At 52.6% G+C, this 23,003-nt stretch carries 20 protein-coding genes; 9 read left to right on the top strand and 11 right to left on the bottom strand.

Translation table 11 applies throughout. The features are described from left to right. Window positions 1-7 precede the first annotated feature (7 nt). The 3 genes from ACO0LN_RS05930 to ACO0LN_RS05920 are packed head-to-tail and all read right to left on the bottom strand — an operon-like array spanning window position 8 to window position 2,281. Complete coding sequence (locus tag ACO0LN_RS05930; protein ID WP_422971860.1) at window positions 8-742, bottom strand: DUF6058 family natural product biosynthesis protein; 735 nt, start codon at window positions 740-742, stop codon at window positions 8-10. Then, window positions 735-1,079 carry an antibiotic biosynthesis monooxygenase family protein gene (locus ACO0LN_RS05925; protein WP_422971858.1) on the bottom strand — a complete coding sequence of 115 codons (345 nt, stop codon included), beginning with the start codon at window positions 1,077-1,079 and terminating at the stop codon, window positions 735-737. Before ACO0LN_RS05925 ends, ACO0LN_RS05930 begins: the two co-directional genes overlap by 8 nt. Further along, window positions 1,076-2,281, bottom strand: coding sequence for a cytochrome P450 (locus tag ACO0LN_RS05920; RefSeq protein ID WP_422971856.1), 1,206 nt, complete (start codon window positions 2,279-2,281; stop codon window positions 1,076-1,078). The genes ACO0LN_RS05925 and ACO0LN_RS05920 overlap by 4 nt, the downstream gene beginning before the upstream one ends. A gap of 87 nt (window positions 2,282-2,368) precedes the next feature. Between ACO0LN_RS05920 and ACO0LN_RS05915 the strand changes: the two genes are divergently transcribed. Then, complete coding sequence (locus tag ACO0LN_RS05915; protein WP_422971854.1) at window positions 2,369-3,085, top strand: ArsR/SmtB family transcription factor; 717 nt, start codon at window positions 2,369-2,371, stop codon at window positions 3,083-3,085. Between the two features lie 35 nt (window positions 3,086-3,120). Here the strand turns inward: ACO0LN_RS05915 and ACO0LN_RS05910 are convergent, their stop codons facing one another. Both ACO0LN_RS05910 and ACO0LN_RS05905 read right to left on the bottom strand, forming a co-directional pair. Continuing rightward, on the bottom strand, window positions 3,121-3,456 hold the full coding sequence (locus ACO0LN_RS05910) for a hypothetical protein (protein ID WP_422971852.1): 336 nt from the start codon (window positions 3,454-3,456) through the stop codon (window positions 3,121-3,123). Between the two features lie 161 nt (window positions 3,457-3,617). Beyond that, complete coding sequence (locus ACO0LN_RS05905) at window positions 3,618-3,914, bottom strand: YciI family protein (RefSeq protein WP_422971850.1); 297 nt, start codon at window positions 3,912-3,914, stop codon at window positions 3,618-3,620. Between the two features lie 89 nt (window positions 3,915-4,003). On the opposite strand from ACO0LN_RS05905, the gene ACO0LN_RS05900 reads away from it, so the two are divergent. Both ACO0LN_RS05900 and ACO0LN_RS05895 read left to right on the top strand, forming a co-directional pair. Further along, entirely contained in the window at window positions 4,004-4,795 is a 792-nt protein-coding gene (locus ACO0LN_RS05900; protein ID WP_422954407.1) for a class II glutamine amidotransferase, read from the top strand. Next, a complete protein-coding gene (locus ACO0LN_RS05895; protein ID WP_422954408.1) occupies window positions 4,792-5,718 on the top strand; it encodes a LysR family transcriptional regulator in 927 nt (308 codons plus the stop codon). The genes ACO0LN_RS05900 and ACO0LN_RS05895 overlap by 4 nt, the downstream gene beginning before the upstream one ends. Window positions 5,719-5,925: 207 nt before the next feature. On the opposite strand, the gene ACO0LN_RS05890 is transcribed toward ACO0LN_RS05895, so the two are convergent. The 4 genes from ACO0LN_RS05890 to ACO0LN_RS05875 all read right to left on the bottom strand — a co-directional run bounded on the left by ACO0LN_RS05890 (window position 5,926) and on the right by ACO0LN_RS05875 (window position 10,758). Beyond that, window positions 5,926-7,083 (bottom strand): BMP family ABC transporter substrate-binding protein, encoded by a 1,158-nt coding sequence (locus tag ACO0LN_RS05890; RefSeq protein WP_422971848.1) that lies wholly within the window; start codon window positions 7,081-7,083, stop codon window positions 5,926-5,928. Window positions 7,084-7,154: 71 nt separating this feature from the next. Further along, entirely contained in the window at window positions 7,155-8,075 is a 921-nt protein-coding gene (locus tag ACO0LN_RS05885) for an ABC transporter permease (protein WP_422971846.1), read from the bottom strand. 6 nt (window positions 8,076-8,081) lie between these two features. Further along, on the bottom strand, window positions 8,082-9,149 hold the full coding sequence (locus tag ACO0LN_RS05880) for an ABC transporter permease (RefSeq protein ID WP_422971844.1): 1,068 nt from the start codon (window positions 9,147-9,149) through the stop codon (window positions 8,082-8,084). After that, complete coding sequence (locus ACO0LN_RS05875; RefSeq protein ID WP_422971842.1) at window positions 9,142-10,758, bottom strand: ABC transporter ATP-binding protein; 1,617 nt, start codon at window positions 10,756-10,758, stop codon at window positions 9,142-9,144. Before ACO0LN_RS05875 ends, ACO0LN_RS05880 begins: the two co-directional genes overlap by 8 nt. Before the next feature lie 385 nt (window positions 10,759-11,143). On the opposite strand from ACO0LN_RS05875, the gene ACO0LN_RS05870 reads away from it, so the two are divergent. The 5 genes from ACO0LN_RS05870 (at window position 11,144) to ACO0LN_RS05850 (ending at window position 16,271) form a co-directional block, all read left to right on the top strand. After that, window positions 11,144-11,971, top strand: coding sequence for an AraC family transcriptional regulator (locus ACO0LN_RS05870; protein WP_162061684.1), 828 nt, complete (start codon window positions 11,144-11,146; stop codon window positions 11,969-11,971). A gap of 597 nt (window positions 11,972-12,568) precedes the next feature. Continuing rightward, window positions 12,569-13,306, top strand: coding sequence for an AzlC family ABC transporter permease (locus ACO0LN_RS05865; protein WP_422971840.1), 738 nt, complete (start codon window positions 12,569-12,571; stop codon window positions 13,304-13,306). After that, complete coding sequence (locus ACO0LN_RS05860; protein WP_162061682.1) at window positions 13,303-13,623, top strand: AzlD domain-containing protein; 321 nt, start codon at window positions 13,303-13,305, stop codon at window positions 13,621-13,623. The genes ACO0LN_RS05865 and ACO0LN_RS05860 overlap by 4 nt, the downstream gene beginning before the upstream one ends. Window positions 13,624-13,661: 38 nt before the next feature. Further along, window positions 13,662-14,840: a serine hydrolase domain-containing protein gene (locus ACO0LN_RS05855; RefSeq protein ID WP_422971837.1), complete on the top strand. Its 1,179-nt coding sequence runs from the start codon at window positions 13,662-13,664 to the stop codon at window positions 14,838-14,840. A gap of 15 nt (window positions 14,841-14,855) precedes the next feature. Further along, window positions 14,856-16,271, top strand: coding sequence for a metallophosphoesterase family protein (locus ACO0LN_RS05850; RefSeq protein ID WP_422971836.1), 1,416 nt, complete (start codon window positions 14,856-14,858; stop codon window positions 16,269-16,271). A 73-nt stretch (window positions 16,272-16,344) separates the two neighbouring features. Here the strand turns inward: ACO0LN_RS05850 and ACO0LN_RS05845 are convergent, their stop codons facing one another. After that, window positions 16,345-18,588 (bottom strand): ATP-binding protein, encoded by a 2,244-nt coding sequence (locus tag ACO0LN_RS05845; RefSeq protein WP_422971834.1) that lies wholly within the window; start codon window positions 18,586-18,588, stop codon window positions 16,345-16,347. A gap of 43 nt (window positions 18,589-18,631) precedes the next feature. Next, window positions 18,632-20,323: an ABC transporter substrate-binding protein gene (locus ACO0LN_RS05840; protein ID WP_422971890.1), complete on the bottom strand. Its 1,692-nt coding sequence runs from the start codon at window positions 20,321-20,323 to the stop codon at window positions 18,632-18,634. A gap of 414 nt (window positions 20,324-20,737) precedes the next feature. Between ACO0LN_RS05840 and ACO0LN_RS05835 the strand changes: the two genes are divergently transcribed. Next, on the top strand, window positions 20,738-22,954 hold the full coding sequence (locus ACO0LN_RS05835) for a TonB-dependent receptor (RefSeq protein WP_422971833.1): 2,217 nt from the start codon (window positions 20,738-20,740) through the stop codon (window positions 22,952-22,954). Window positions 22,955-23,003: the final 49 nt, after the last annotated feature.

Here is a 23,003-nt window from a genome sequence, read left to right as displayed (position 1 = left end):
TTATTAATTACGCAGCGATTGCGGCAAGCAGGTGTGGCCGTAAATCATCCACCAGCCGTTTGCGGCTGCAACGTGGATATTCTGCCGGTGAAAACCACATCGCGGCTTCTGCAAAAGCATCAACAACAGGCAGCAATGCTTTTGCTTCGACTGGAGAGAAATTTTCCTTGTTGCCATTGTCGCTAAGATGGGCGAGTTTTTCCTGCAGTATTTCTTTGCGCACTATCACTGAGATAGAAACAGGATGGGCGACACAGAGACCAAAAGTACCCAGCAAAAAATGCTGCCACGAAAATTCTGCGCGTTGCATGAGGCCAGAAACTATAGGCTGGTCGTCGGCAGTAAAACAATCATCCAGACGCCATGTGCTGTGATGCATCTCGGTTAGTGCAGCGATGAATTCTCTGATGAAATTCTCTTTCAGGATAGCTGGCGCGGCTTTTAATCCATGCTCGTCGATAAGCTGTAATGCCAGCGTATACCAGCTTACATTGGCCGGATGAAAATAAGCGCCAGCGCTGGTATTGACTGCATCCATCTCACCAAAAACAGCAGAGTGGATTTTTGCATCGTCAGTGACGACATAGGATGGTGCAGCCAATAACTGAGCCTGTATCAGTGCATCAATATCGGCCTCTGTGCATAGGCAGTCTGCAGCAAACTGTACTTTGTTCAGGTAGTGTTTTTTCAGGTAAAGATCAAGCGCTGACATGGTGAGTTCCTGATGAGTTTGATTAGCCATGCACCTGGCGGCTGTCTGCCGGTGCCTGTTCACGTTCCAGCAAACCATAGTCGCGCACTACCGATGCGATGCGCAGACGATAGCCTGCAAAGACATGGTCACGCCCTTGCGACTGCGCTGCCCGGTGCTCTTCGGTATTGCGCCAGTTGGCGACTGCCGCTTCATCACGCCAGAAAGACAGGGACAAAATCTTGCCGGGATCAATCAAGCTCTGGAAACGTTCTATGGAAATAAAGCCATCCATCTCTCTGAGTAAAGGTGCAAGCCCTGCTGCGATATCGAGGTATTCCTGATTGTTTTCTGCATGCGGGATGACTTCAAAAATTACGGCAATCATGTGTTCTCCTGGTTTTGTATATTGTGTGTGAATACAGGGATACGACCATTCAGTGAAGGCCGGTAAGTCCAGCGCAGTGCAGAGAAATCAAATGCAGGCATATTCAGCAAGTGATGCAAGCAATTGCCTGTGATTTGTTCTGCAATGTGCTGGCCAGGGCAGGCGTGGCGACCGTGGCCAAAGGTGAAGACTTTTCTGTCTGGCCTGCTCAGTTGCAAGGTATCAGGATCAGGATTGACTGCTGCATCGCGATTGGCAGCAGCCAGCAAGACGACGATGACATCGCCCGCTTGCAAAGCCTGACCGCTGATTTCGCAAGCCTGAGTGACGAAGCGTCTGGTGTTTTGTACAGATGCATCATGGCGGGCGACTTCGGCTACCAGTTCAGATAATTTTGCTGGTAAGGCAGCGGGATCTGCGCGCAAGTCTTGCAGCAAATTGGGGTGTGCTTGCCATGCCGTGAGACTATTGCCAGCGAGACCGGCAGTCGCTTCATAAGTTTGCGACAGCAAGCCTATGAGGTTGAACAAGATACCGTCAGCATGCTGCCAGCCACATAGCTCAGCTTCGCTTTGCAGGCCTGCCAAAAATCCATGCGGTTTCGCCTGACTCTCTTGCAGCAGTTGGCGGAAACTGTCTTGCAAAGCCTTGGCCGCCACATGTGCCGCATCAATTTGTTCTGCAGTACTCAAGGGAGAAAGGCAGCGCACGAAATCTGCCATCCAGTTTGCCAGAGCAGGCAAAGTATTTTCTTCAAATCCCAATACATTGCCCATGACATGAATGGGCAAATCGAACAGATAATGCGTCAGCCCATTTCCTGCCTTTACATCATATTTGCTCGTAAGTAGAGCAGCATGCTGCTGTGTATATGCAGCGATGCCAGACAAGTCCAGCTTGCGCAGTGAACTTTGTATGACTTGCTTGGGCACCGCATGTGCCTGGCCTTCATTCATGCGTACCAGATATGAAAATATTTCTCCCGCTGTGCCACCGGCAATATTGCGCGGCACGGGTTCTGTCACCGGCCTGACGGCGCAAGCGGGGGATTCCAGCACTTGTTGCACTATAGCGGCCCGACTGGCAATCCAGCATTTAAGTTCGGTATCAAAAACCAGCGCTTGCCCTGCACGCAGGCTGGCGTAATACGGGTATGGGTTTGGGTGGCAAGCGGCATTCAGTATTGTGATTGGCTGTGTCATGGCAGGCTTAATGCTAAGTTTGGTGGCTAAGTAATGAAATGCAGTATAGGACTTGTTTGCATTTAACAATTCGCTTACCATCAAACTATGAATGCAGAAAATTCCACCCATATAGAATACGCCGATACCCAGTTAGCCAAGCTGGCCGGGGCCATTGCCGAGCCTGCGCGCTCGCGCATGCTGTGCAGCCTGATGGACGGGCGCGCCCGTACCAGTACCGAGCTGGCTGCCGTGGCCGAGGTCAGCCCCTCCACTGCCAGTGTGCACTTGAGCAAATTGCTGGAACAGCATCTGGTGAATGTGGTGGCGCAGGGCAAGCACCGCTATTACCAGCTTGCCAGTAATGAAGTGGCGATTGCACTGGAATCTTTGTTGCTGATCGCCGGTTTGCCCAAGTCACGCTTTGTACCGAATACACCAGACCGGCTGCGCAAAGCGCGCACTTGCTATGACCATATGGCGGGTGAGGTGGCAGTGGGAGTGCATGATTACCTGATGCAGCAAGCCTGGATCAGGCCAGTAGAAGGCGAAGAAACCGCTTATGAATTGACAACAGCGGGCAGCAAGGGACTGGAAGAATTGGGGCTTGATATTGCTGCTACCCGCAAGGCAAGGAGGCGTTTTGCCTGCTCCTGCCTGGACTGGAGTGAGCGCACACCGCATCTGGGTGGCGCTTTGGGTGCGGCTTTATTGAACTTGCTGCTGAACCGCGCCTGGCTGGAACGCGATCTTGATAGCCGGGCACTGGCACTGACCAGCAAGGGCAAACGTGAATTTCTAAAAGTGTTTGCCATAAAAACCTGAAACTTAAGGCCTGAAGCCTGAGACCGCAGCCTGGCTTACTCTTTTACACCAAGCTTGATCTTGGCAAGACGGTCTATGATCGCAGGCTTTAACTTGCGGAAGTACACCAAGTCTATCGCAAACATGGAAACCAGGCCCAGGCCAGCAGTCAGCACGCAGCTAATCCATATCGAGTCTGGTGCAGCGATACGGTTAGACAGATAAACTGCCGCAAACATTGTCAAGCCTGTCAGGAATTCACGCCAGAATGGCTTGCGTGTCTTGAATGTTTTCTGCGCAGCCAGTAGCACCAAATCAGGGTAGTGTTTGGGCGCAACATCTTTTAATTCAGGTACTGCCAGTAACAAGGCGTCAGTGCTGAAGCTTTGCATGATTATCCATCCTTTATTCACCTGAGATCAGGTCTCACAGTTTATTATCGGCTTCAATATCAACTTAGTCCACGGTGAAAATGTAAAACATTTACCACGGGCATGTTGTGAGCTCACTGCCAACTTGCTATCAAAATAGTAAAAGCCCCCTGAAGACTGCCTCAAATTGCCACCATCGCCTCTGGAAATGCCTTGGACCAGTGCAAAATTTCCACACTTTCACGCATACCGTGAAGCCAGAAAGGGTCAGTTCGCCACAGGTTTTCCACTTCCGCCCGGTCTTTGGCTTCGATGATCCATAAAGCACCTATGGGGTAGTCATTGGCATCATGGCGCAATGAGCCGGCCACCTTGATTTGTGCCTGACGCGCTGCCAGCCAGTCTATGTGAGCAGCCATATAGTCGGCGCGGACATGGCGCATCGTTGTTTTGTCGGTAAATCTGACAACAAATAACATAAGCAAACTTCAAAATCTTATAAAGATGGGAATAATAAGCGGGTTTGCCTATGGTAAGGTATGTGCAAACTGTTTTCACTATATGCATCATGTGTCAATTACTAGGAATGAACTGCAATACCCCGACTGATATTGTCTTCAGTTTTACCGGGTTTGCAACACGCGGCGGTTTGACGGACGAGCACAAGGACGGCTGGGGTATCGCTTTCTTTGAGGGCAGCGGCGTACGCCTGTTTGTCGATCACCAGTCAGCCGTGGAATCACCCGTGGCTGAGCTCATCAAGCGCTATCCCATCAAATCCAAGAACGTCATCGCCCACATACGCAAGGCGACCCAGGGCCAGGTCAGCCTGGAAAACTGTCACCCCTTTGTGCGTGAATGCTGGGGGCGTTACTGGGTTTTTGCCCATAATGGCGATTTGAAGGAATTTGCACCTGTGCTGGATGGCAGTTTCCAGCCGGTTGGCAATACTGACAGTGAGCGGGCATTCTGTTATTTGCTACAACGCATGCGCCGTCATTTTGGTGAGCAATTGCCATCGGTGCAACAACTGGCGCTATTCATGCATGAGATCACTGCAGAGATTGCGACTTATGGCACCTTCAACATGATGCTCTCTAATGGCGAAGCGCTGTTCACCCATTGTTCCACCAAGCTGTACTACATCGTACGCCAGCATCCTTTCAGGACCGCAGCATTGACGGATGAAGACGTGGCCGTGGATTTTTCTCAAGTCACCACTCCTGCTGACAAGGTCGCCATCATCGTCACCGAGCCCCTGACCACGAATGAAAGCTGGACGCAATGTGAATCTGGCCAGATGCTGGTGTTTATTGATGGTGATGTCTTGCCTTTGACAATGCCGAAGGCCGCAGCATGAACCAGCGTTTGATGGACCAGCTCGACACCAATCTCTTGCGTGTCCTGCATACCCTGCTGACCGAGCGCAGCGTCACTCGCACCGCGATGAAGCTGGGGCAATCGCAACCCGCCATCAGCAATATGCTGAAACGCCTGCGCGAAATCACGGGCGACGCCATCCTGGTACGCGGCAAGAATGGCATGACCGCGACCGAGCGTGGTGAAGAACTCTTGCTGCTGGCACGTCAGGGTTTGAACGTGCTGGAGAGCATAGCCAGCCCGGCACCGGCTTTCATGCCTGCCTCAAGCCAGCGCATTTTTCAGCTAGGTGCACCGGATTACCTGAGCGCTCTGCTGATCCCACTCATTATTGAAAAACTGCGCGAACAAGCTCCCAATGCTGGCCTGACCGTACATGCCCTGAATGCCGGTTTTGATTATGCCGCCGGTCTCGAAAGTGGCGAACTCGATTGCGTCATCGGCAACTGGCCAGACCTGCCACCACACCTGCATCTGGCGCAATTGTTTGAAGATGAAGTGGTGTGCATGGTCAACCGTAAACACCCGGTAGTCAGCAAGGGTCTGTCGATTAAATATTATCTGGAAATGGCTCACCTGGCCCCAACACCCTACATGATGGGCCACCGCAGCATCATCGATAGCGCACTGGCAGAGCAGGGCCTGAAACGCAAGATACAGATGACCATTCCTTACTTCGGCATGGTCCCTTACGTACTCTCACGCACCGATCTGATCTTCACCACCAGCCGTAGCTTTGCCGTGCAATGCGCCAGAGACTGGCCGATAGAAGTCTTGCCCATGCCGATTACCGTACCCAAGATGAAGTTCTTCATGCTCTGGCATGAACGCGCGCATGCGGCGGCGGAAGTGCAATGGTTACGAAGGATAGTGGCGGAGGCTTCGGCTAAGGTGATGGTGTAAAGCACTCGCGTAGCTTGGTTGATGAACCTTAGCCCGGCAAAGTGGGATTAAAGTAACTCCTTCCCCTTCAAGGGGAAGGTTGGGATGGGGATGGGGTTCCCTGACAATTTGATTATAGGTTAATTAACCGAAAACCATCCCCACCCTAACCCTCCCCTTGAAAGGGAGGGAACTAAAACATAGCGTACGCTAAAGGTTTTCCCTACATCAACCCGGCACTTTCCCTTCAACACCCTCGACATAAAACTTGATGTCATGCAGGAATTTGTCATCGGCCACGACATCCTTGCCCAACTGCTCCTTACCAGTATTGTCCTTGATTGGACCTTTCCAGATCGGGCCTGTGCCATCGATGACGCCCTGGCGTTTGTCGGCGATGAGTTTCTTGACTTCGTCTGACAGGCTGGCGTTGAAGGCTTTGAGGTCTATCATGTTTTCTTTCAGGCCCCACCAGGTGGTGTCTGATTTCCATGTTTTGTTGAGCACTTCATCGACGCGCTTGGTGTAATACACGCCCCAGTCGATGACGGATGCTGCCAGGTGAGCTTTGGCGCCGAACTTGCTCATGTCGCTGTCCCAGCCAAAGGCATATGCGCCTTTTTCTTCGGCGGTTTGCACGACGGCGGCAGAGTCCGTGTTTTGCATGAGTACATCGACGCCCTGGCCTATCAGGGTGGTGGCGGCTTCGCGCTCCTTGCCTGGGTCAAACCATTTGTTGACCCAGACTACCTTGGTGGTTGCCTTGGGATTCACAGAGCGCGCTCCGAGAGTGAAGGAGTTGATATTTCGCAGCACTTCAGGAATAGGCAGGGAGGCAACCACGCCCAGCTTGCCAGACTTGCTCATCTTGCCTGCAGCGATACCGGCGAGGTAGGCGCCTTCATAAGTACGCACATCATATTGCGCGAGATTTTCAGCAGTTTTATAGCCGGTGGCGTGTTCAAACTTCACATCGGGAAAATCCTTGGCGACTTTGAGCATGGCTTCCATGTAACCGAAGGTGGTGCCGAAGATGACTTTGTTACCCTGCGTTGCCAGGTCGCGGAAGACGCGTTCTGCATCGGCAGCACTTTCAGGAATGCTTTCAACGAAGCTGGTTTTCACCTTGTCGCCAAACTTGGCTTCCACTGCCTTGCGGCCTGCATCGTGGGCATAAGTCCAGCCTGCATCACCGACCGGGCCTACATAGACGAAAGCGACTTTCAGCGGTTCTGCCGCAGCGGGTGCGGCAGCGGTGCTGGCTGGTGCAGGCGCTGCTGCGCTGGCGCTGGCGGATTTGTTTTCTTCTTTCTGGCCACAACCAGCAAGACCGACAATAGCCAGGGACAGCGCGGCTGCCAGGGTTTTTCTGCGGGTAATTTTCATGGGTAGCTTCCTTCGTCTGATTTTCAGTTGTAATCAAAAAAACGCACAGCAAATGACATCTCTATCAATACTTAAGCAGACCCCGGGCGGAAAGGCTTGCCCAGGGAGGCTGGCATGTTCAGGCGTATCCAGTCAGGGTTACGCGAGATCAGCACCAGCACGATAATCGTTGCCAAATAGGGCAGCATGGATAAAATTTCCGAGGGGATGGCAATGCCTATCGCCTGGAAATGGAACTGCAAGATCGTCACGCTGCCAAACAGTAAAGCACCCAGCAAGACCCGTGCCGGACGCCAGGTGGCAAAAGTCGTCAGCGCCAGTGCGATCCAGCCACGCCCGGCGACCAGGCCTTCCACCCACATCGGTGTATACACGACAGACAGGTAAGCACCAGCGATACCGCAGCAGGCTCCGCTGAACAGCAGCGCCAGATATCGTATCTTGCGCACGGGGTAACCCAGTGCATGGGCAGATTCTGGTGATTCCCCGACCGCCTTCAAGACCAGGCCAGCGCGGCTGCGTTGCAGGAACCAGATGATGCCCGCACACAGTAAAAGGCCAAAATACACGGCCAGGTGCTGGTCAAAAAAAGCTTTGCCGAGGAAGGGGATGTCCGATAAAAAGGCGACGCCATGTGGCCCGGCAGGCAAAGACTGGCCAACAAATGACTGCCCTATGAAGGCCGACAGGCCGGTACCAAAGATGGACAGGGCCAAGCCAGTTGCTACCTGGTTGGTTGCCAGTACCAGTGCCAGCCAGGCAAACAGGGTGGCCATCAACATGCCGGCAACAGCACCGGCAACAAAACCCAGCCAGGGCATATGGGTCTGGTGAGCCACGGCGAAACCGGTGATGGCAGCCACCAGCATCATGCCCTCGGCACCAAGATTGAGCACGCCTGCACGTTCATTGATCAGCAAACCCAAAGCGGCGATCAGTAAGGGTGTGCCAGAGTTGATGGAGGCGGCGATCAGGGCAGCAAAATTTTCCATGATTGTTTATTTCTGCCAGCGCAGGCGGTAATTGATCAGGGTGTCGCAAGCCAGCAGCAAAAACAGCAGCATGCCCTGGAACAGGCCAGTGATGGCAGAAGGCAGGCCCAGACGTGATTGCGCCATCTCACCACCGAGGTAAAACAGCGACAGCACCAGGCCGCCAAAGATGGTGCCTATTGGGTTGAGACGACCAATGAAAGCGACGATGATGGCAGCAAAACCATAACCGGGCGAGATGGACGGCAAGACCTGGCCTATGGGCCCGGCCACTTCAAACGCACCCGCCATGCCAGCGAAACCGCCAGATATCAATAAGGATGTCCACAAGGCACGGCGGCTGGAGAAGCCTGCATAACGCGCTGCCAGCGGTGCCAGTCCGCCTACCGTCAAGCGGTAACCAGCAAAGCTGCGATACACAAACACTGCCATCAAACCACTGGCGACCAGCATGACGATAAAGCCTATATGCAGGCGGCTGCCCGAGAACAGATGTGGCAACAGATAATCGCTGGAAAACACCTTGGACTGCGGGAAGTTCATGCCATGTGGGTCTTTCAGCGGACCATTGACGGCATACATCAGCAGCAATTGCGCGATATAGGTCAGCATCAGCGACACCAGTATCTCATTGGCATTGAAGCGATCACGCAGCAAGGCAGTGACGGATGCCCACAAGGCGCCTCCAACCACCCCCGCGCAAGTTGCCAGCAACAAGACCATGCCGCCCGACAAACCTGGCGTGCCGGTATCAAAAAACAAGATGGTGCTGCCCGCAGCCAGGCCGCCGGCGATCAACTGTCCCTCGGCACCGATGTTCCAGACATTGGCGCGATAGCAGACCGACAGCCCCAGCGCGCACAAGACCAGCGGCGTGGTCTTCAATAATAATTCGGCGATGGCAGTCTTGCTGCGTATCGGCTCTATCAAAAATACCTGCAGACCAGTCAAAGGGTTTTTGCCCAGTGCCATGAATAACAGGGCACCCAAAAAGATTGTCAGCAGCAAGGCCAGCACAGGAGAAAGGTAGGCCATGCTGCGCGAGCTGGCGGCGCGCAATTCCAGCTTAAGCATGCTCACCCCGCTCGTTGATGTATGGTTTCTTTTTGCGGCTGCCACCGCCACCGGTTTTACCGAGGGACACAGTTTCTGCCGTTGTCCATTCTTCCCACAAACCGCTCATCCACAATCCTATCTTTTCCCTGGTCGCGCTGGCAGTTGCTATTGATGGCGACAAACGGCCTTTAGCGATCACATGCATGCGGTCACATAATTCAAACAATTCATCGAGTTCTTCCGAAATCACCAGCACCGCGCAACCCGCCTGCTTGAGCTTGCGTATCTCATCATGGATTTGCGCTGCAGCACCCACATCCACCCCCCAGGTTGGCTGGGCGACGATGAAGACATCAGGCTGACGGGTAATCTCACGACCCACAATAAACTTTTGCAGATTGCCACCCGACAGGCTGCGCGCCAGTGCTGCAGGCCCACCAGCCTTGACGCGGAAGCGGGCGATGATATCTGCCGCTGCCTGTATCGTATGGCGAAAATTGATCATGCCCTTGCTGACGAAAGGCGCGTGCTGGTGCGACAACAGCATATTGGCAGTCAGGCTCATCTCGGGTACTGCGCCGCGGCCCAGGCGTTCTTCCGGCACCAGGCTCTGGCCCAGCTTGCGCCTGCTCTCAGGGCCACGGTTGCCTACTGGCTTGCCTTTGAGTTCTATCATCTGTGGTGCTGCACGTCTGTCTTCCCCAGATAATGCAGCCAGCAGTTCTTGCTGGCCATTGCCGGATACACCAGCGATGCCAACAATTTCGCCACCAAATAATTCCAGATGTATGTCTTCGAGTGCAGTGGCAAACGCATGTGCCTTGGGCAGGCTCAATTGCCTGATGCGCAAGCGCGACTCACCCAGGGTGACGGGCTCTGTATGGGCACATGGAGGTAAGTCTTCACCTATCATCATACGTGACAAACTGGCGGCAGTTTCCTGCGCCGGGTCGCAATGGCCTGTGACTTTGCCTGCACGCATGACGGTGGCGCTGTGGCAAAGCTCACGGATTTCATCAAGCTTGTGGCTGATATACAGGATGCTGCAACCCTCAGCAGCAATCTTGCGCAGGGTGACAAACAGTTTTTGTACGGCTTGCGGCGTCAGTACCGAGGTTGGCTCATCAAGTATCAGCAATTGCGGTTTGGTCAGCAGGGCGCGCACAATTTCCACGCGCTGCCTTTCACCAACTGACAAGGTATGTACATGGCGGTGTGGTTCCAGCTCCAGGCCATAGTTTTCACCGGTCTGGGCGATTTGCTCGGCCAGCTCCAGCATATTGACATGCTGGTCCAGACCTAGGGCGATGTTCTCGGTGACCGTCAGGGTATCAAATAGAGAAAAATGCTGGAACACCATGGCGATGCCCAGCTTGCGCGCATCCTGTGGTGTCGCTACCCTGACTTCCTGGCCATTCCAGCGCACCGTGCCTGAATCTGGCTTGACGGCACCAAAGATGATTTTCATCAGCGTCGATTTGCCGGCACCATTTTCACCCAGCACCGCGTGGATTTCACCCGGTGCCACCTGCAGATTGACACCATCATTGGCAACCACCGCCGGATAGCGTTTACAGATATCGGTAAGTTCCAGCCTGTGTACTATGGGCGCATCAGCAGAAGTCACGTTGACCTTTCCATCCGGTATTCAAGATTCTAGAGTAGGGAGTAAGCCTGTTGCTGTACATCACGGCAACAACATGGCGAACATACGCCAGACATTATAAGTGGCGGCAGCGCACAATTTCAAAATCTATCTGTCATTTAGTACAAGGTGGAATTTGTTTGCCCGATATCAAATTGGAAGAAATCATTTAAATTTTTCATGTGACTGTTTTGCGTTGTTTTCCAGCATCAGATAAAAATGAGTGCGCGCTTGCCTGCAAACCTGCATACAACATTTTGCAAATGCACAGGTTTCAGGCAAATGTATGGTGGTGTCAAATGTAAGATTTACCGACTAAGTATAGAATAGCCCTTAATAATCAAACCTTTACAGCATTTCTTTGTGTATGGACAAACCAGCAACCTTCCGTGACGATGCCCATTTCTGGCGCAGCCCGCTGCTGCCAGATGCTGAGTTGCTGACGGCTGAATACTTCGCACAAGAATTTGCCCCGCACTGGCACGAAGGCTTTTCCATCCCCGTCATACAGTCAGGCGCACAAACCTACCGCTATCGCGGCAGCCGTTGCCTGGCCTCGGTTGGCTGCATCGCTGCCATCAATCCCGGCGAAGTGCATACGGGTGAAAGGGCCACTGAGCATGGCTGGGCCTACCGCGCCTTTTACCCTTCGGTAGAGTGGATGCAGCAGCTCGCCAGCGACATGGCAGGCAGCGCTGTCGGTGTCCCCTGGTTACCTGATGGCGTAATCGAGGATGCCGAAGTCTCTGCCCAACTTGCCTTTGCACACCGTTTGCTGGAAGCGGGTAGTGATCCACTTGCAGCCGAAAACGCCCTGACGGCAGGCTTTGCCCTGATGCTGTCGCGCTACGCCCGTAGCCGTCCGACCATACAAACTATCTTGCCCGACGCCGTCAGGGTAGAAATGATGAAATCCCGGCTTAGCGAAGACCTTAGCGCTGCGATCAGCCTGACAGAGCTGGCGCAAGAGGTAGGTTTGTCGAGCTTCTACGCCGCCCGCTTGTTTTCCCGCACGACTGGCATGCCACCACATGCCTGGCGTAATCAACTTCGACTGAACCGCGCGCAGAGTCTGCTACGGCAGAATCTGTCGGTGACCGAGATAGCGACGATGACGGGGTTTGCGGACCAGAGTCATTTCACGCGGCATTTTAAGAAGGCGTTTGGGGTTGCGCCGGGGAGATGGCGGGTTTGAGTGGATTTCTCAAAATTGATTACAACCGTCCATTAAGAATTATGATTGGTGGCCGTGTTGACGTTGCTTTTGACTTTCGCAGTTCCCATGTGTCGGCGCCGTTTGTGCAGTACAGAAAATGGAAAAAGAAGAGCCGCTGTCTGAGCCGCAGGCGAGTTTCGGATCTTCCCATTTTTTGTACTGCACAAACGGGAACCCCCTTCAAGGGGCGACGACGCCTTGGTCGCCTTCTTTTGCTTACTTTTCTTGGCGACAGCAAGAAAAGTGAGTAGCTGCCGGGCTACCCCCGGCCTGCAATCTCAAATGACGCGTAGAAGAATTTAGAAATCTAACTCGTAAATTCACGATTCTGAATTTAATGTGTTGTCCGATATGCAGCGAACGCCGCTGGAGCGCCAGCCCGGTGGATTCCAGCTAACCCCACGCTGGAATGACGTAACTAACATTTAGAGTCATTTAATTTACTTTCAGCCAGGTAAGGTGCATAAGTAAATTCTTTATTTCAAATAACGCCCCCAAACCGCAAGAACGTACAAGCCCATTCCCGAATTAACAGGCAAGATCCCATTCAATCGCAATGCAATATGGAATCCCCCCATGCCCTCATCCTCAAGAACGAAGCACTTCACCGCCGGCGTCCGCGACACCGTCCCCATGCTGATAGGTGCAGCCCCTTTCGGCATGATTTTTGGCACTCTGGTCGCCTCCGCACAAATGCAAGCCTGGCAGGGGCAGTTGATGTCGCTGGCGGTGTTTGCCGGGTCCAGCCAGTTTATTGCGACTGGCCTCATCGCCAGTCACACCGGCATGTTGGTGATCTGGCTGGCGACTTTTATCGTTAATCTGCGGCATATGCTGTATGCGGCTGCCCTGATGCCGCATGTACGTCATTTACCCAGGCGCTGGCGCTGGGCGCTGGGGTTTTTACTGACTGACGAGACTTTTGCCGTGGTCGATCGCTATTACCGCCAGCATCCGCAAGATGCTTTGGGGCACTGGTATTTCCTGGGTTCTGGCTTGTCCATGTATGCCAACTGGCAAGTCTGGACGCTGATAGGCCTGATGTTCGGGGCGATATTCCCGCAGTTGCAGACCCTGGGTCTGGATTTTGCCATGGTGGCAACTTTTATTGCTATCGTCGTGCCGCAATTGTTCAAGCGCCCGCATTTGCTGGCAGCCATCGTTGCTGGCAGCACGGCCTATGTCTTGCAACATTTGCCCTATAAGCTGGGTTTGCTGGTGGCGATTGCCTTTGGGGTCGCGACTGGCATGCTGGCGTCGCGCTTCACCAGACAAGATAATAAGCAAGAACAAATCACCGTGGAGCAGGCATGAATATCACTTTGACCATACTCGGCATGGCTATCATCACCTTTCTGGTCAAAGCCCTCATCTTTATCCTTGGCGACCGTGTAGCATTTTCCGGTAACCTCAAAAAGGCGCTGGAGTTTGTGCCTGTGACTGTGCTGACAGCCATCATCGTTCCCATGATTTTGTCGCCGCATGGCAAGGAACTGGAATTGAGCTGGCGTAATCCGCAACTGGTGGCAGCAACTGTGGCAGCCTTGCTGTGCGCGGTGACCAGGCATCAGTTGGCGACCATCATCGTCGGTCTGACCGTATTCTTTAGCTGGCAGTATATGTTGAGTTGAGGGTAGGATATACCCTTTGTAGCTTCAATATTTGGCAAATGACTTACGATTTCGGCGCAGTTAACGCAGCGATGCAAAAATATGTAGATAGGCAAATCCTGTCCGGTGTCTCGACTGCGGTGCTTGTTGGACGTGAACTGGTGCACCAGCATTGTACAGGCTGGGCTGACCGCGAGAGCCAGACGGCTATGCGCGATGACCACTTGTTCCGCGTGTTTTCCAATACCAAACTGATTACCTCAGTGGCGGTGCTACTGTTGATGGAAGACGGCAAGCTGGAACTCGATCAACCTGCCGAAGAATTCCTGCCTCAGCTCGCGCACCTGCAGGTGCTCAAACCCGGTGCGACCCGCATTGACGATACCGAGCCAGCCCGCAACAAGATCACCATCAGGCATTTGCTTTGCCATACCGCTGGCCTCAGTTATGGCTTGCTGGATCATGGTACGGTCATGTACAAGGCCTACAATGAAAAGCGGGTCATGAATGCCTTTACTACTCTGGCTGAGATGATGGATGTGCTGGCAGAATTGCCGCTGAGCTTTCATCCTGGTGAAGACTGGGAATATTCGATAGCCACCGATGTGTTGGCGCGCCTGGTCGAAGTGGCCAGTGGCATGAGCTTTGAACGCTTCCTGCAGTTGCGCATATTCAATCCCCTGGCCATGCATGACACCAGCTTTGTCGTGCCTGAGCATAAGCTAGCCAGGCTGGCGTCTTACTATGCCGGTACTGACCCGCAAAATATCTTGCAGCGTGGCTTGCGCAAGCTCGACAAATCACCTTACCCCGGCGCATTCACCACGCCAGTAGCACGCCTGTCCGGCGGTGGTGGACTGGTATCAAGCATGCAGGATATGCTTTCACTGATGCGCAGCTTCATGCCGGATGGAGATACCTTGCTGAGGCCAGAAACGATCAAATTGATGATGCAAAACCACTTGCCTGCTGGTACCGGTATTGCTTTTCCTGGCGTTGGTGATGTACCTGGCAAGGGCTTTGGCCTCGGTGGTGCGGTAACAATAAAACCTTCATCGATAGACCCACCAGCTTCCGTTGGCGAATTTGAATGGGGTGGTATCGCTGGCACGCATTGGTGGATATCACCACGCCACAATATCGCCGGGGTGTTGATGACACAAAGATTGATGAGCTTCTGGCATCCGTTCTCTTTTGACTTCAAGAGACTGGCCTACGAGACATTGGGATTGAAATAAAAGATGGAGAACAATATGCACACACGTAGCTTGCCAGGACGACGACTATTCGCTATCGCTGCCATCAGCAGCTTGCTGGCGGCCTGTAGCAGCCTGCCTACGCAACACGATGCAAAAATACAGGCTGCCTGGGTAGTATTGGGTGAAAATGGCCAGGCGATTGCCCGCGCTGTCACGACCGACAATATCTGTCCTGCCCTGGTGCAGGATGGTAATCTGGTTGCGATGAACCACAGGGCTGCGGCAAATACCCTGCCTTTGCGCAAGACAGCCAGCAAACCGGAAGACAGCAAGCCTTCCGATTTTCCTGTGCTGACTTGTGAAGCACCCTTGCTGCCTGCGACCAAAACAGCCAGCGTAGGCGGACGGGATTTACCGATACCAAAACCTGTCGCACAAAAAATCATCGTCATTGGCGATACCGGTTGCCGTTTGAAAGTGGCTGACAATTACTTCCAGTCTTGCAATGACAGCGAGAAATGGGCTTTCCGTGAAATGGTGGAAACCGCAGCGCGCTTCAAGCCTGACCTGGTTGTACATGTCGGTGATTACCATTACCGTGAAAATGCCTGCCCTGAGGGTAATAAGGAATGTGCAGGCAGCCCATGGGGTTATGGCTGGGATACCTGGCAGGCAGATTTCTTCACGCCTGCGCAAGCTTTGCTGAAGGTTGCACCGTGGGTCGTTGTGCGCGGCAATCATGAAACATGTGTCCGTGCAGGCCAGGGCTGGTGGCGTCTGATGGACCCGCGCCCTTTGAAGAGAGGACGTGACTGTGTAGATGAAGCAAATGATATACGTGGCGACTATAGCGACCCTTATGCCGTACCGCTGGGGCGTGTAGGCAGCGAGCAGGCGCAACTGATCATCTTTGATTCAGCCAAAGTACCGATCAAACCACTTGCAAAAACCGATGCTGCCTATTCTTTATATATGGATCAGTTCAAGACCGTCAACAAGCTGGCAGAAAGTGCAGACTTCAATATCTTCATCGACCACCACCCAGTGCTGGCCTTTGCTGCTGAACGTAAAAAAGACGGGCCGCTGAATATCTTCCCTGGCAATCTCGCGATGCAAGACATCATGCAAACCCTGAATACCACACGCTTGTTTCCGTCCAAAGTGCAGGCGACCCTGTCCGGTCATGTGCATTTGTTTGAAGCGCTGACTTTCAGCACTGATCATCCTGTGCAATTTGTTTCAGGCAATGGCGGCTCTTCGCTTGATACGCCGCTGCCTGTGCCACTGGCAGCCAATTCCACACCGTATACCGAGGCAAAACTGGATTACTTCAGCAATTCGAATGAAGTTGGTTTCATGACCATGGAGCGTGAACAGCAAAGCTGGAAAGTCCAGGCCTGGAACAAGCAGGGCAAGCTGATTACCGAGTGCCGCATGCAGGGCAATAAGACGGAGTGCAGCAACAAGTAAATCTGGGTTATCGCTTTTTGTGATACTCCCCCCAGTCCCTGTCTCAAGATCAGAATCAGAATCAGGATCAGGATCAGGACTGGGGCTTGGTTTTTTCTTCCGCTACCGGTGCAATTAAAGGAACGATGACAGTAAAACAGCTACCCTCGCCAGCTTCACTGTGCACCTGGATTTTCCCACCGAGTATCTTGCTTACCAGGTTATAGACAATATTCATGCCCAGGCCAGAGCCGCCCTGACCAAACTTGGTGGTGAAGAATGGATCAAACACCTTGGCCAAATGCTCTTGTGCGATACCACAGCCATTGTCCCTGAATTCGAGTTTGACATGATCCTGATCAAGCATGCTGGTACTCAGATGCATGATGCCGCTGTTACGTCCTTCAAAGCCATGCGCAATAGAATTAGTCAGAAAATTTCCTATGATTTGCCCTAGCGCACCAGGGTAACTATCCATACGTATATCTACCTGCAAATCAGTCTGCATTGCAAAGCCAGTCTTGGCATACAGGGATGAATTGGTCAGCAGAATTTCTTCCACCACCTGGCTCAAGTCAAACTGCCTGCGCATATCACTGGACTGATCGACAGCCACATGTTTGAAGCTGCGTATCAGTTCAGACGCACGCCGCAAGGACCGCAGCAAGACATCAGAGCCAAAAATGGTACTCTCCAGGAAAGCATTAAAGGCACTGCGTTTGATTGCCCCTTGCTGCAATTCGCCCTGCAATACCCTGGCCTGGTCTTGCAGGGTACTGGCAACGGTCACGCTATTGCCTATCGGGGTATTGAGTTCATGCGCCACACCCGCCACCAGCGACCCTAGCGAGGCCAGTTTTTCCTGGCGTATCAATTCACCTTGCATGAGTTGCAAGGAATTGAGGGCTTCTGCCAGTTCTGCATTCGAGCGCTCAAGGTTCTCTGTACGCCTGGCAACCCGGTCTTCGAGCGAGGCATTCAGGTTCAGCAAGTCCTGCTCTGCGGCGAGCTGGCGTGTCACATCCTGCGGGGTGACGATGTAACGAGCTTCACCATCCGCCATATAAGTGCGCGAGGACAGCAGGCAAACCCTGATGCTGCCGTCAGCATGCCTGAGTCTCGCCTGAAAATGATCTATCTGCGGCTCAGTGCGCAAGAGTGAGACAAAGCTGCGTAACTCTTCTTTATCTACCCAAAAATATTTCAGGTACTGTTCTTCAGGACCGACGATGTCTTCTTGACGGTAGCCAAATAATCGTATCCAGGCATCATTGACAGCATCGATTTTCCGGGTGTGCAGATTGACCAGGGAAATCGCCAGTGGCGAACGTTCAAAAATTTCAGAAAATTTATATTCGGCATTTCTGAGGGTCGCTTCAGACACCCGCAATTTATGGAATTGTCTGGCCAGCATCGCCATGACCCCGAGCAGTAGCAAGACCACCACCGCAGTAAAGATGGCCCTGGTTTGCAGGCGCTGGTGCCAGGGGGCGAGTATGCTTTCAAGATCACGCCCATATACGACGCTGAGCGGGAAACCGCTGACCTTGCGATACGCATACAGGCGTTCAAACTCATCATCAAGCCATTCAGGGTCAGTGAAACTGCCTTCCTTGTCCTGGCTGGCCAGTCTGTGTGTCGCAGGCTCCTTGCTGATATCCCGGTTCACATAGCGCGCCTCAAACGGGGAGCGAACGATGATAAAACCAGCATTGGCAATCAGGGCCAGCATCGCATTATTCTCTTTTGCCACATTCGCATACAGCTCGGCAAAGTAAGCGATGCGCAGGTCAGTGCTGATCATTGCCACCTGCCTACCCTTCTTATCAAACACATTGCGTGCGATAGGCAAGACCAGCTGGCTGTCGTAGCGGCTTTCATACGGGCTACCGATGACGACCTCTTTATATTCAGGATGTTGCATGAGGAAATGGATATCATCCCTGTCAGCAACTGACATTTGATGCGATGGAAAATCAGGCGAGCTGACCCAGCTATTACCAGCCAGGTCTATGTAGCGCAAAGCCTTGATATAGCGGTAATCCTGGGCATCATAATTATTGATGAAATGCTGGATATCAACACCAACATCCGTGAAAGAGGCAGCGGCAATGGCAGCAGTATCAATTTTTTGCACGCCATCCTGCATGGTCTGGGCCACATGTTCTTCAAGCAGGCGCACAGCGACATGGGCATTGCTGCGCTCTGCTTCCAGCGTCAATTCCCTGTCTTGCCGGGCACTCCAGTATGACTGCGCCAGGATGGCCGACACGATCAGTATCGTAACGGTAATCAGGCTCAGATTTTTACGCAGGAACACAGCTTCCCTTTCTTTCATTACTCCATCCATCACCAGCCTGACCGATGTGTTTTAAGGCATATTATTTAACGCGACCCTCGCGCCAGGCTTGCAATAACTTGTCGTAGCCAATGGTTTCGCCTTTGGGTTTTTCCACCGCCAGTTTTTTCCATGGTGCGCCCTTGTCGGTCAGGTACTTTGCTGTATCACGCACGGGATTAAGTTTTGGCGGGCAATTTTTCATACCCTTGCTTTGCAGTTCCGCCATGACCTGGTCTATCTGTACAGCCAGTTTGTCGAGCGCTATTTGTGGGCTGATCTCGCCTTGCACTACGGGGGCGATATTGCTCCACCACAGACTCGCCAGCCTCGGGTAATCCGGCACATTATTCCCGGTTGGTGTCCATGCCACCCTGGCCGGACTGCGGTAGAACTCGATCAGGCCGCCGTAGCGATAGGCATTTTTTGTGAAGTATTCATGACGTATGTCGGATTCACGTATGAAGGTCAGGCCGACGATGGATTTTTTCAGCGAGACGCTTTTTGAAGTGACGAACTGCGCATACAGCCAGGCAGCAGCCTTGCGGTATTCTGGTGTGGATTTGAAGAAGGTCCACGAACCCACATCCTGGTAACCATTTTGCATGCCGGTTTTCCAGTAGGCACCATGCGGAGATGGCGCCATGCGCCATTTGGGGCTGCCGTCAGCATTCATGACGGGCAAGTCAGGCTTGATCATGGCGGCAGTGAAAGCGGTGTACCAGAATATTTGCTGGGCAATCTGCCCCTGCGCCGGCACTGGCCCGGCCTCGCTGAAATTCAATTGCCTGGCTTGTGGTGGTGCGTATTTGTTCAGCCATTCCAGATATTTGCTGAACGCATACACAGCCGCCGGTGAATTGGTGGCACCACCCCTGCTGACACTTGCGCCTACCGGTGTGCATTTGTCACTGGCGACACGTATGCCCCATTCATCGACCGGCAAGCCATTTGGTATGCCACGGTCTGCCGCGCCTGCCATGGACAACCAGGCATCGGTAAAGCGCCAGCCAAGCGAAGGATCACTCTTGCCATAATCCATGTGACCGTAGATAGCTTTGCCGTCTATGGTTTTGACATCCTTGCTGAAGAATTCTGCGATGTCTTCATAGGCCGACCAGTTTTGCGGTACGCCGAGTTCATAGCCATATTTTTGCCGGAATTGTTCTTGCAAGTCCTTGCGGGCAAACAGGTCAGCCCGGAACCAGTAGAGATTGGCAAATTGCTGGTCTGGCAGTTGGTAGAGTTTGCCATCGGGTGCAGTCGTAAAACTGGTACCGATGAAGTCCTTGATGTCGAGGCCGGGGTTGGTGTATTCCCTGCCTTGGCCCTTCATATAGTCTGACAAGGGCTCGATGACCCCGTAGCGGTAATGCGTGCCTATCAGGTCAGAGTCCGAGATCCAGCCATCGTAGCTGCTCTTGTCGGCATACATGGCTTTTTGCAGACGCTCAACCAGCTCACCCTCAGGCATGGTTTCATGAATGACCTTGATGCCGGTAATCTCGAAAAAGGCTTTTGCCAGCACGGTGGATTCATAGGCATGGGTATCAATGATTTCAGACGCCACCCTGATCTCGTTGACACCGGCCCGCTTCAGTTTGTCCGCCGCTGCAATGAACCAGCGCATCTCATCCATCTGCTGGGTAGCAGACAAGGTGGATATCCTGAATTCTTCGCGCAGCCATTTTTCGGCAGCCAACTGGTCGGCATGCACAGTCAACCATGGCAGCATCAGCAATATTGCCAGCGACATTACTGATATGGTGCCGGATTTCCGGATTGCAGCCATTCATGGACTCCATCTCAAGGACAAACAACTTGTTGCTTTGGCTTTCTTTACTCACGGCAGCCGCTGTGGACAGATAACGTAAGGATGCTCCGTATAAATCATTCGTTAAAACTGCAATCACACTCAAACTGATTTGAAGAAGGAAATATATTTATGCATCTGCCGCAGACCAAGAAGATACAACGATCGGCCAAGCATGAGTGACGATTCATCATGAGTTGAAGATTTTTTACCTTTTTTTTCCAATCATGGCATGTTGTCAGGTCACCAAACAGTCACACTGCTTACACTATCCTGTCACATGCACTTCCTACACTTGAGGGTTTTCTACCCACCAAGTTCATTGGAAGGCAAATAATGACACGCAAGCAAGTTCAATTTTCCATGCATATCATGACGGCGCAGGTGTTGCTCGCCATCGCATGCATGACACAGCAGCACGCCAGGGCACAGACTGTTGCCACTCCTGAAACTGTACAGGAGTCCCCGTCCGCGCTGGATGCGGATGCCATCAAATCGCGTGTTGTCATCAGTGGCTCTTCAATAGGTAACCGGGCACCAGTACAAACGTCGTTGAAAGCGACTCAGCCACAGTCCGTGATCACGGCGACCTTCATAGAACAATCAGTGACGCCACTAGCAGATTTTAATGCGGTGGCACGCATCGCCCCCAGCGTCGGTGCCGGTGTCTCACCGAATGGGCCGGGCCTGGCAGAAACCAAGGTGACACTGCGTGGCTTTCAGGATGGTGAATATAACATCACCTATGATGGCATCCCTTTTGGCGACACCAATAATCCAACCCATCATTCCACTTCGTATTTCCCGGCACGCATCATCGGTGGCATGGTCATAGAACGTGGTCCTGGCAATGCCAGCAATCTGGGGCAGGCGACATTTGGTGGCTCGGTCAATCTGTTTTCCAAAGAGTTGTCGCATGATTTTCATTTCTCACCCTATGCCACATTTGGTTCCTGGAATACCAGGATGACTGGAGTGCAGATAGACAGCGGAACTACCACACATTTTGGTGATACACGCTTCATGTTCAATGGTTCGCGCCTGACGACAGATGGCTATCTGACTTATAGCGGCGTGACCGAAGACAATTACCAGTTCAAACTGCAACGCAGCCTGGGCAAGGACACCACGCTGACCGTGTTCTCGACCTTCAACAAAATCACCAGCTATGCAGCCGACAAAGGCGGCGTGACCTTGAACCAGGTAGCGCAGTTCGGCAAAAACTATGCACTCAATAATGATCCCAAGAGCCAGAATTTTTACGGCTACAACTTCAATAACAAGAACACGGATTTTGATTACATACGCCTGCAATCGAAACTGGCAGGCTGGGGGATCGATAATACCCTCTACACCTACTCCTATACCAATGACACTTACTCTGGCCAGGACGCCAGTGGCGCGACTGCGAATGGCACCAAGGCTGGTGTAACAGGTAATCTGAATGTCCCGGGTTATAACAAGCTCAATGCCTACCGTGTGAATGGCGATATCCTGAAGGCGAGCAATCAATTTGATGCTGGCTTGCTGCGTCTTGGCATATGGATGGAAAATGCCAGCACCAACCGCCATACCTATGACTTTGACTGGACCCTGGGTGTCGCCAATCCGAAAGAATCGACTGCACCCAAGAATGTCGCCTATGAGCAAGGGTCGAACTGGAGGCAATATCAGCCCTTCGTCGAATTTGAATGGGCCGCCATGCCAGACCTGACAATTACCCCAGGTTTGAAATATGTCAGCTTCCAGCGCTCACTCGATGCCAAGGTCAACCAGACCACCCGCATCCCGACCGTTACAGAGCAAACCTTTACAACGACCTTGCCTTTCCTGACTGCCAATTACAGCATCAACAAGGAATGGTCTGCCTATACGCAAATCGCCCGCGGCTTTCTGGTGCCTGACCTGTCCATGTTCTATGTCAACACGCCCAGCCTGAGCACACCAAAGCCACAGACATCGACCAATTATCAGTTGGGCATGGTTCACCAATCCAGAGACCTGACGCTGGATGCTGACGTGTATTACATCGACTTCAACAACAAGATCGCATCCACTGGCACAGGCAATGATGTCGTGTATTACAACCAGGGTGGCGTCATCTACAAGGGGATAGAAGCTGCGGCGACTTACTATCTCGGTAGCGGTTTCTCAGTGCATGCGAATGCTTCCCTGAATAGTGCCAAGGCAAAAGACACAGGCTTGCAGGTTGCCAAGGCACCAGAATCTACCTCTGCTTTTGGTTTGCTGTATAAGGCCAATGGCTTGCATGCTTCATTGATAGCAAAAACCACGGGCAAGCAATATGCAAAAGATGGCGAACCGGCAGCCTACAAAATAGCGGCTTATACCACGACAGATTTCACGCTGGGTTATCGCTACAAGACCGATGGGCTGATGCTCAAAAATCTGAAGGCGCAGTTTGGCATCAATAATCTGTTCGACAAACAGGATGCCACATCCATTTCCGCAAATAGCAAGGGTGCAGCATTTGATCAATATACTTTTGTGCCATCCCGCAGCTGGAATTTTTCAGTGACAGCTGATTTTTAAACAAATTTGCGTGCACCGATTTGGTGATGGCAGGCCGTTTTGGCCTGCC

Source organism: Undibacterium sp. TC9W (assembly GCF_049339865.1).
In the GTDB taxonomy this organism is placed as follows: Bacteria; Pseudomonadota; Gammaproteobacteria; order Burkholderiales; family Burkholderiaceae_D; genus Undibacterium.
The sequence above is the reverse complement of the archived record's forward strand: the minus strand, read 5'-3'. Positions and strand labels throughout refer to the sequence as shown.

Bases quoted from the DNA above. Each gene is read 5' to 3' on its own strand.
- ACO0LN_RS05925 (WP_422971858.1), bottom strand. From the start codon at position 1,079: ATGATTGCCGTAATTTTTGAAGTCATCCCGCATGCAGAAAACAATCAG.
- ACO0LN_RS05885 (WP_422971846.1), bottom strand. From the start codon at position 8,075: ATGGAAAATTTTGCTGCCCTGATCGCCGCCTCCATCAACTCTGGCACA.
- ACO0LN_RS05900 (WP_422954407.1), top strand. From the start codon at position 4,004: ATGTGTCAATTACTAGGAATGAACTGCAATACCCCGACTGATATTGTC.
- ACO0LN_RS05880 (WP_422971844.1), bottom strand. From the start codon at position 9,149: ATGCTTAAGCTGGAATTGCGCGCCGCCAGCTCGCGCAGCATGGCCTAC.
- ACO0LN_RS05870 (WP_162061684.1), top strand. From the start codon at position 11,144: ATGGACAAACCAGCAACCTTCCGTGACGATGCCCATTTCTGGCGCAGC.
- ACO0LN_RS05890 (WP_422971848.1), bottom strand. From the start codon at position 7,083: ATGAAAATTACCCGCAGAAAAACCCTGGCAGCCGCGCTGTCCCTGGCT.
- ACO0LN_RS05855 (WP_422971837.1), top strand. From the start codon at position 13,662: ATGACTTACGATTTCGGCGCAGTTAACGCAGCGATGCAAAAATATGTA.
- ACO0LN_RS05910 (WP_422971852.1), bottom strand. From the start codon at position 3,456: ATGCAAAGCTTCAGCACTGACGCCTTGTTACTGGCAGTACCTGAATTA.
- ACO0LN_RS05860 (WP_162061682.1), top strand. From the start codon at position 13,303: ATGAATATCACTTTGACCATACTCGGCATGGCTATCATCACCTTTCTG.
- ACO0LN_RS05905 (WP_422971850.1), bottom strand. From the start codon at position 3,914: ATGTTATTTGTTGTCAGATTTACCGACAAAACAACGATGCGCCATGTC.
- ACO0LN_RS05835 (WP_422971833.1), top strand. From the start codon at position 20,738: ATGACACGCAAGCAAGTTCAATTTTCCATGCATATCATGACGGCGCAG.
- ACO0LN_RS05845 (WP_422971834.1), bottom strand. From the start codon at position 18,588: ATGAAAGAAAGGGAAGCTGTGTTCCTGCGTAAAAATCTGAGCCTGATT.
- ACO0LN_RS05915 (WP_422971854.1), top strand. From the start codon at position 2,369: ATGAATGCAGAAAATTCCACCCATATAGAATACGCCGATACCCAGTTA.
- ACO0LN_RS05850 (WP_422971836.1), top strand. From the start codon at position 14,856: ATGCACACACGTAGCTTGCCAGGACGACGACTATTCGCTATCGCTGCC.
- ACO0LN_RS05865 (WP_422971840.1), top strand. From the start codon at position 12,569: ATGCCCTCATCCTCAAGAACGAAGCACTTCACCGCCGGCGTCCGCGAC.
- ACO0LN_RS05930 (WP_422971860.1), bottom strand. From the start codon at position 742: ATGGCTAATCAAACTCATCAGGAACTCACCATGTCAGCGCTTGATCTT.
- ACO0LN_RS05920 (WP_422971856.1), bottom strand. From the start codon at position 2,281: ATGACACAGCCAATCACAATACTGAATGCCGCTTGCCACCCAAACCCA.
- ACO0LN_RS05840 (WP_422971890.1), bottom strand. From the start codon at position 20,323: ATGCTGCCATGGTTGACTGTGCATGCCGACCAGTTGGCTGCCGAAAAA.
- ACO0LN_RS05895 (WP_422954408.1), top strand. From the start codon at position 4,792: ATGAACCAGCGTTTGATGGACCAGCTCGACACCAATCTCTTGCGTGTC.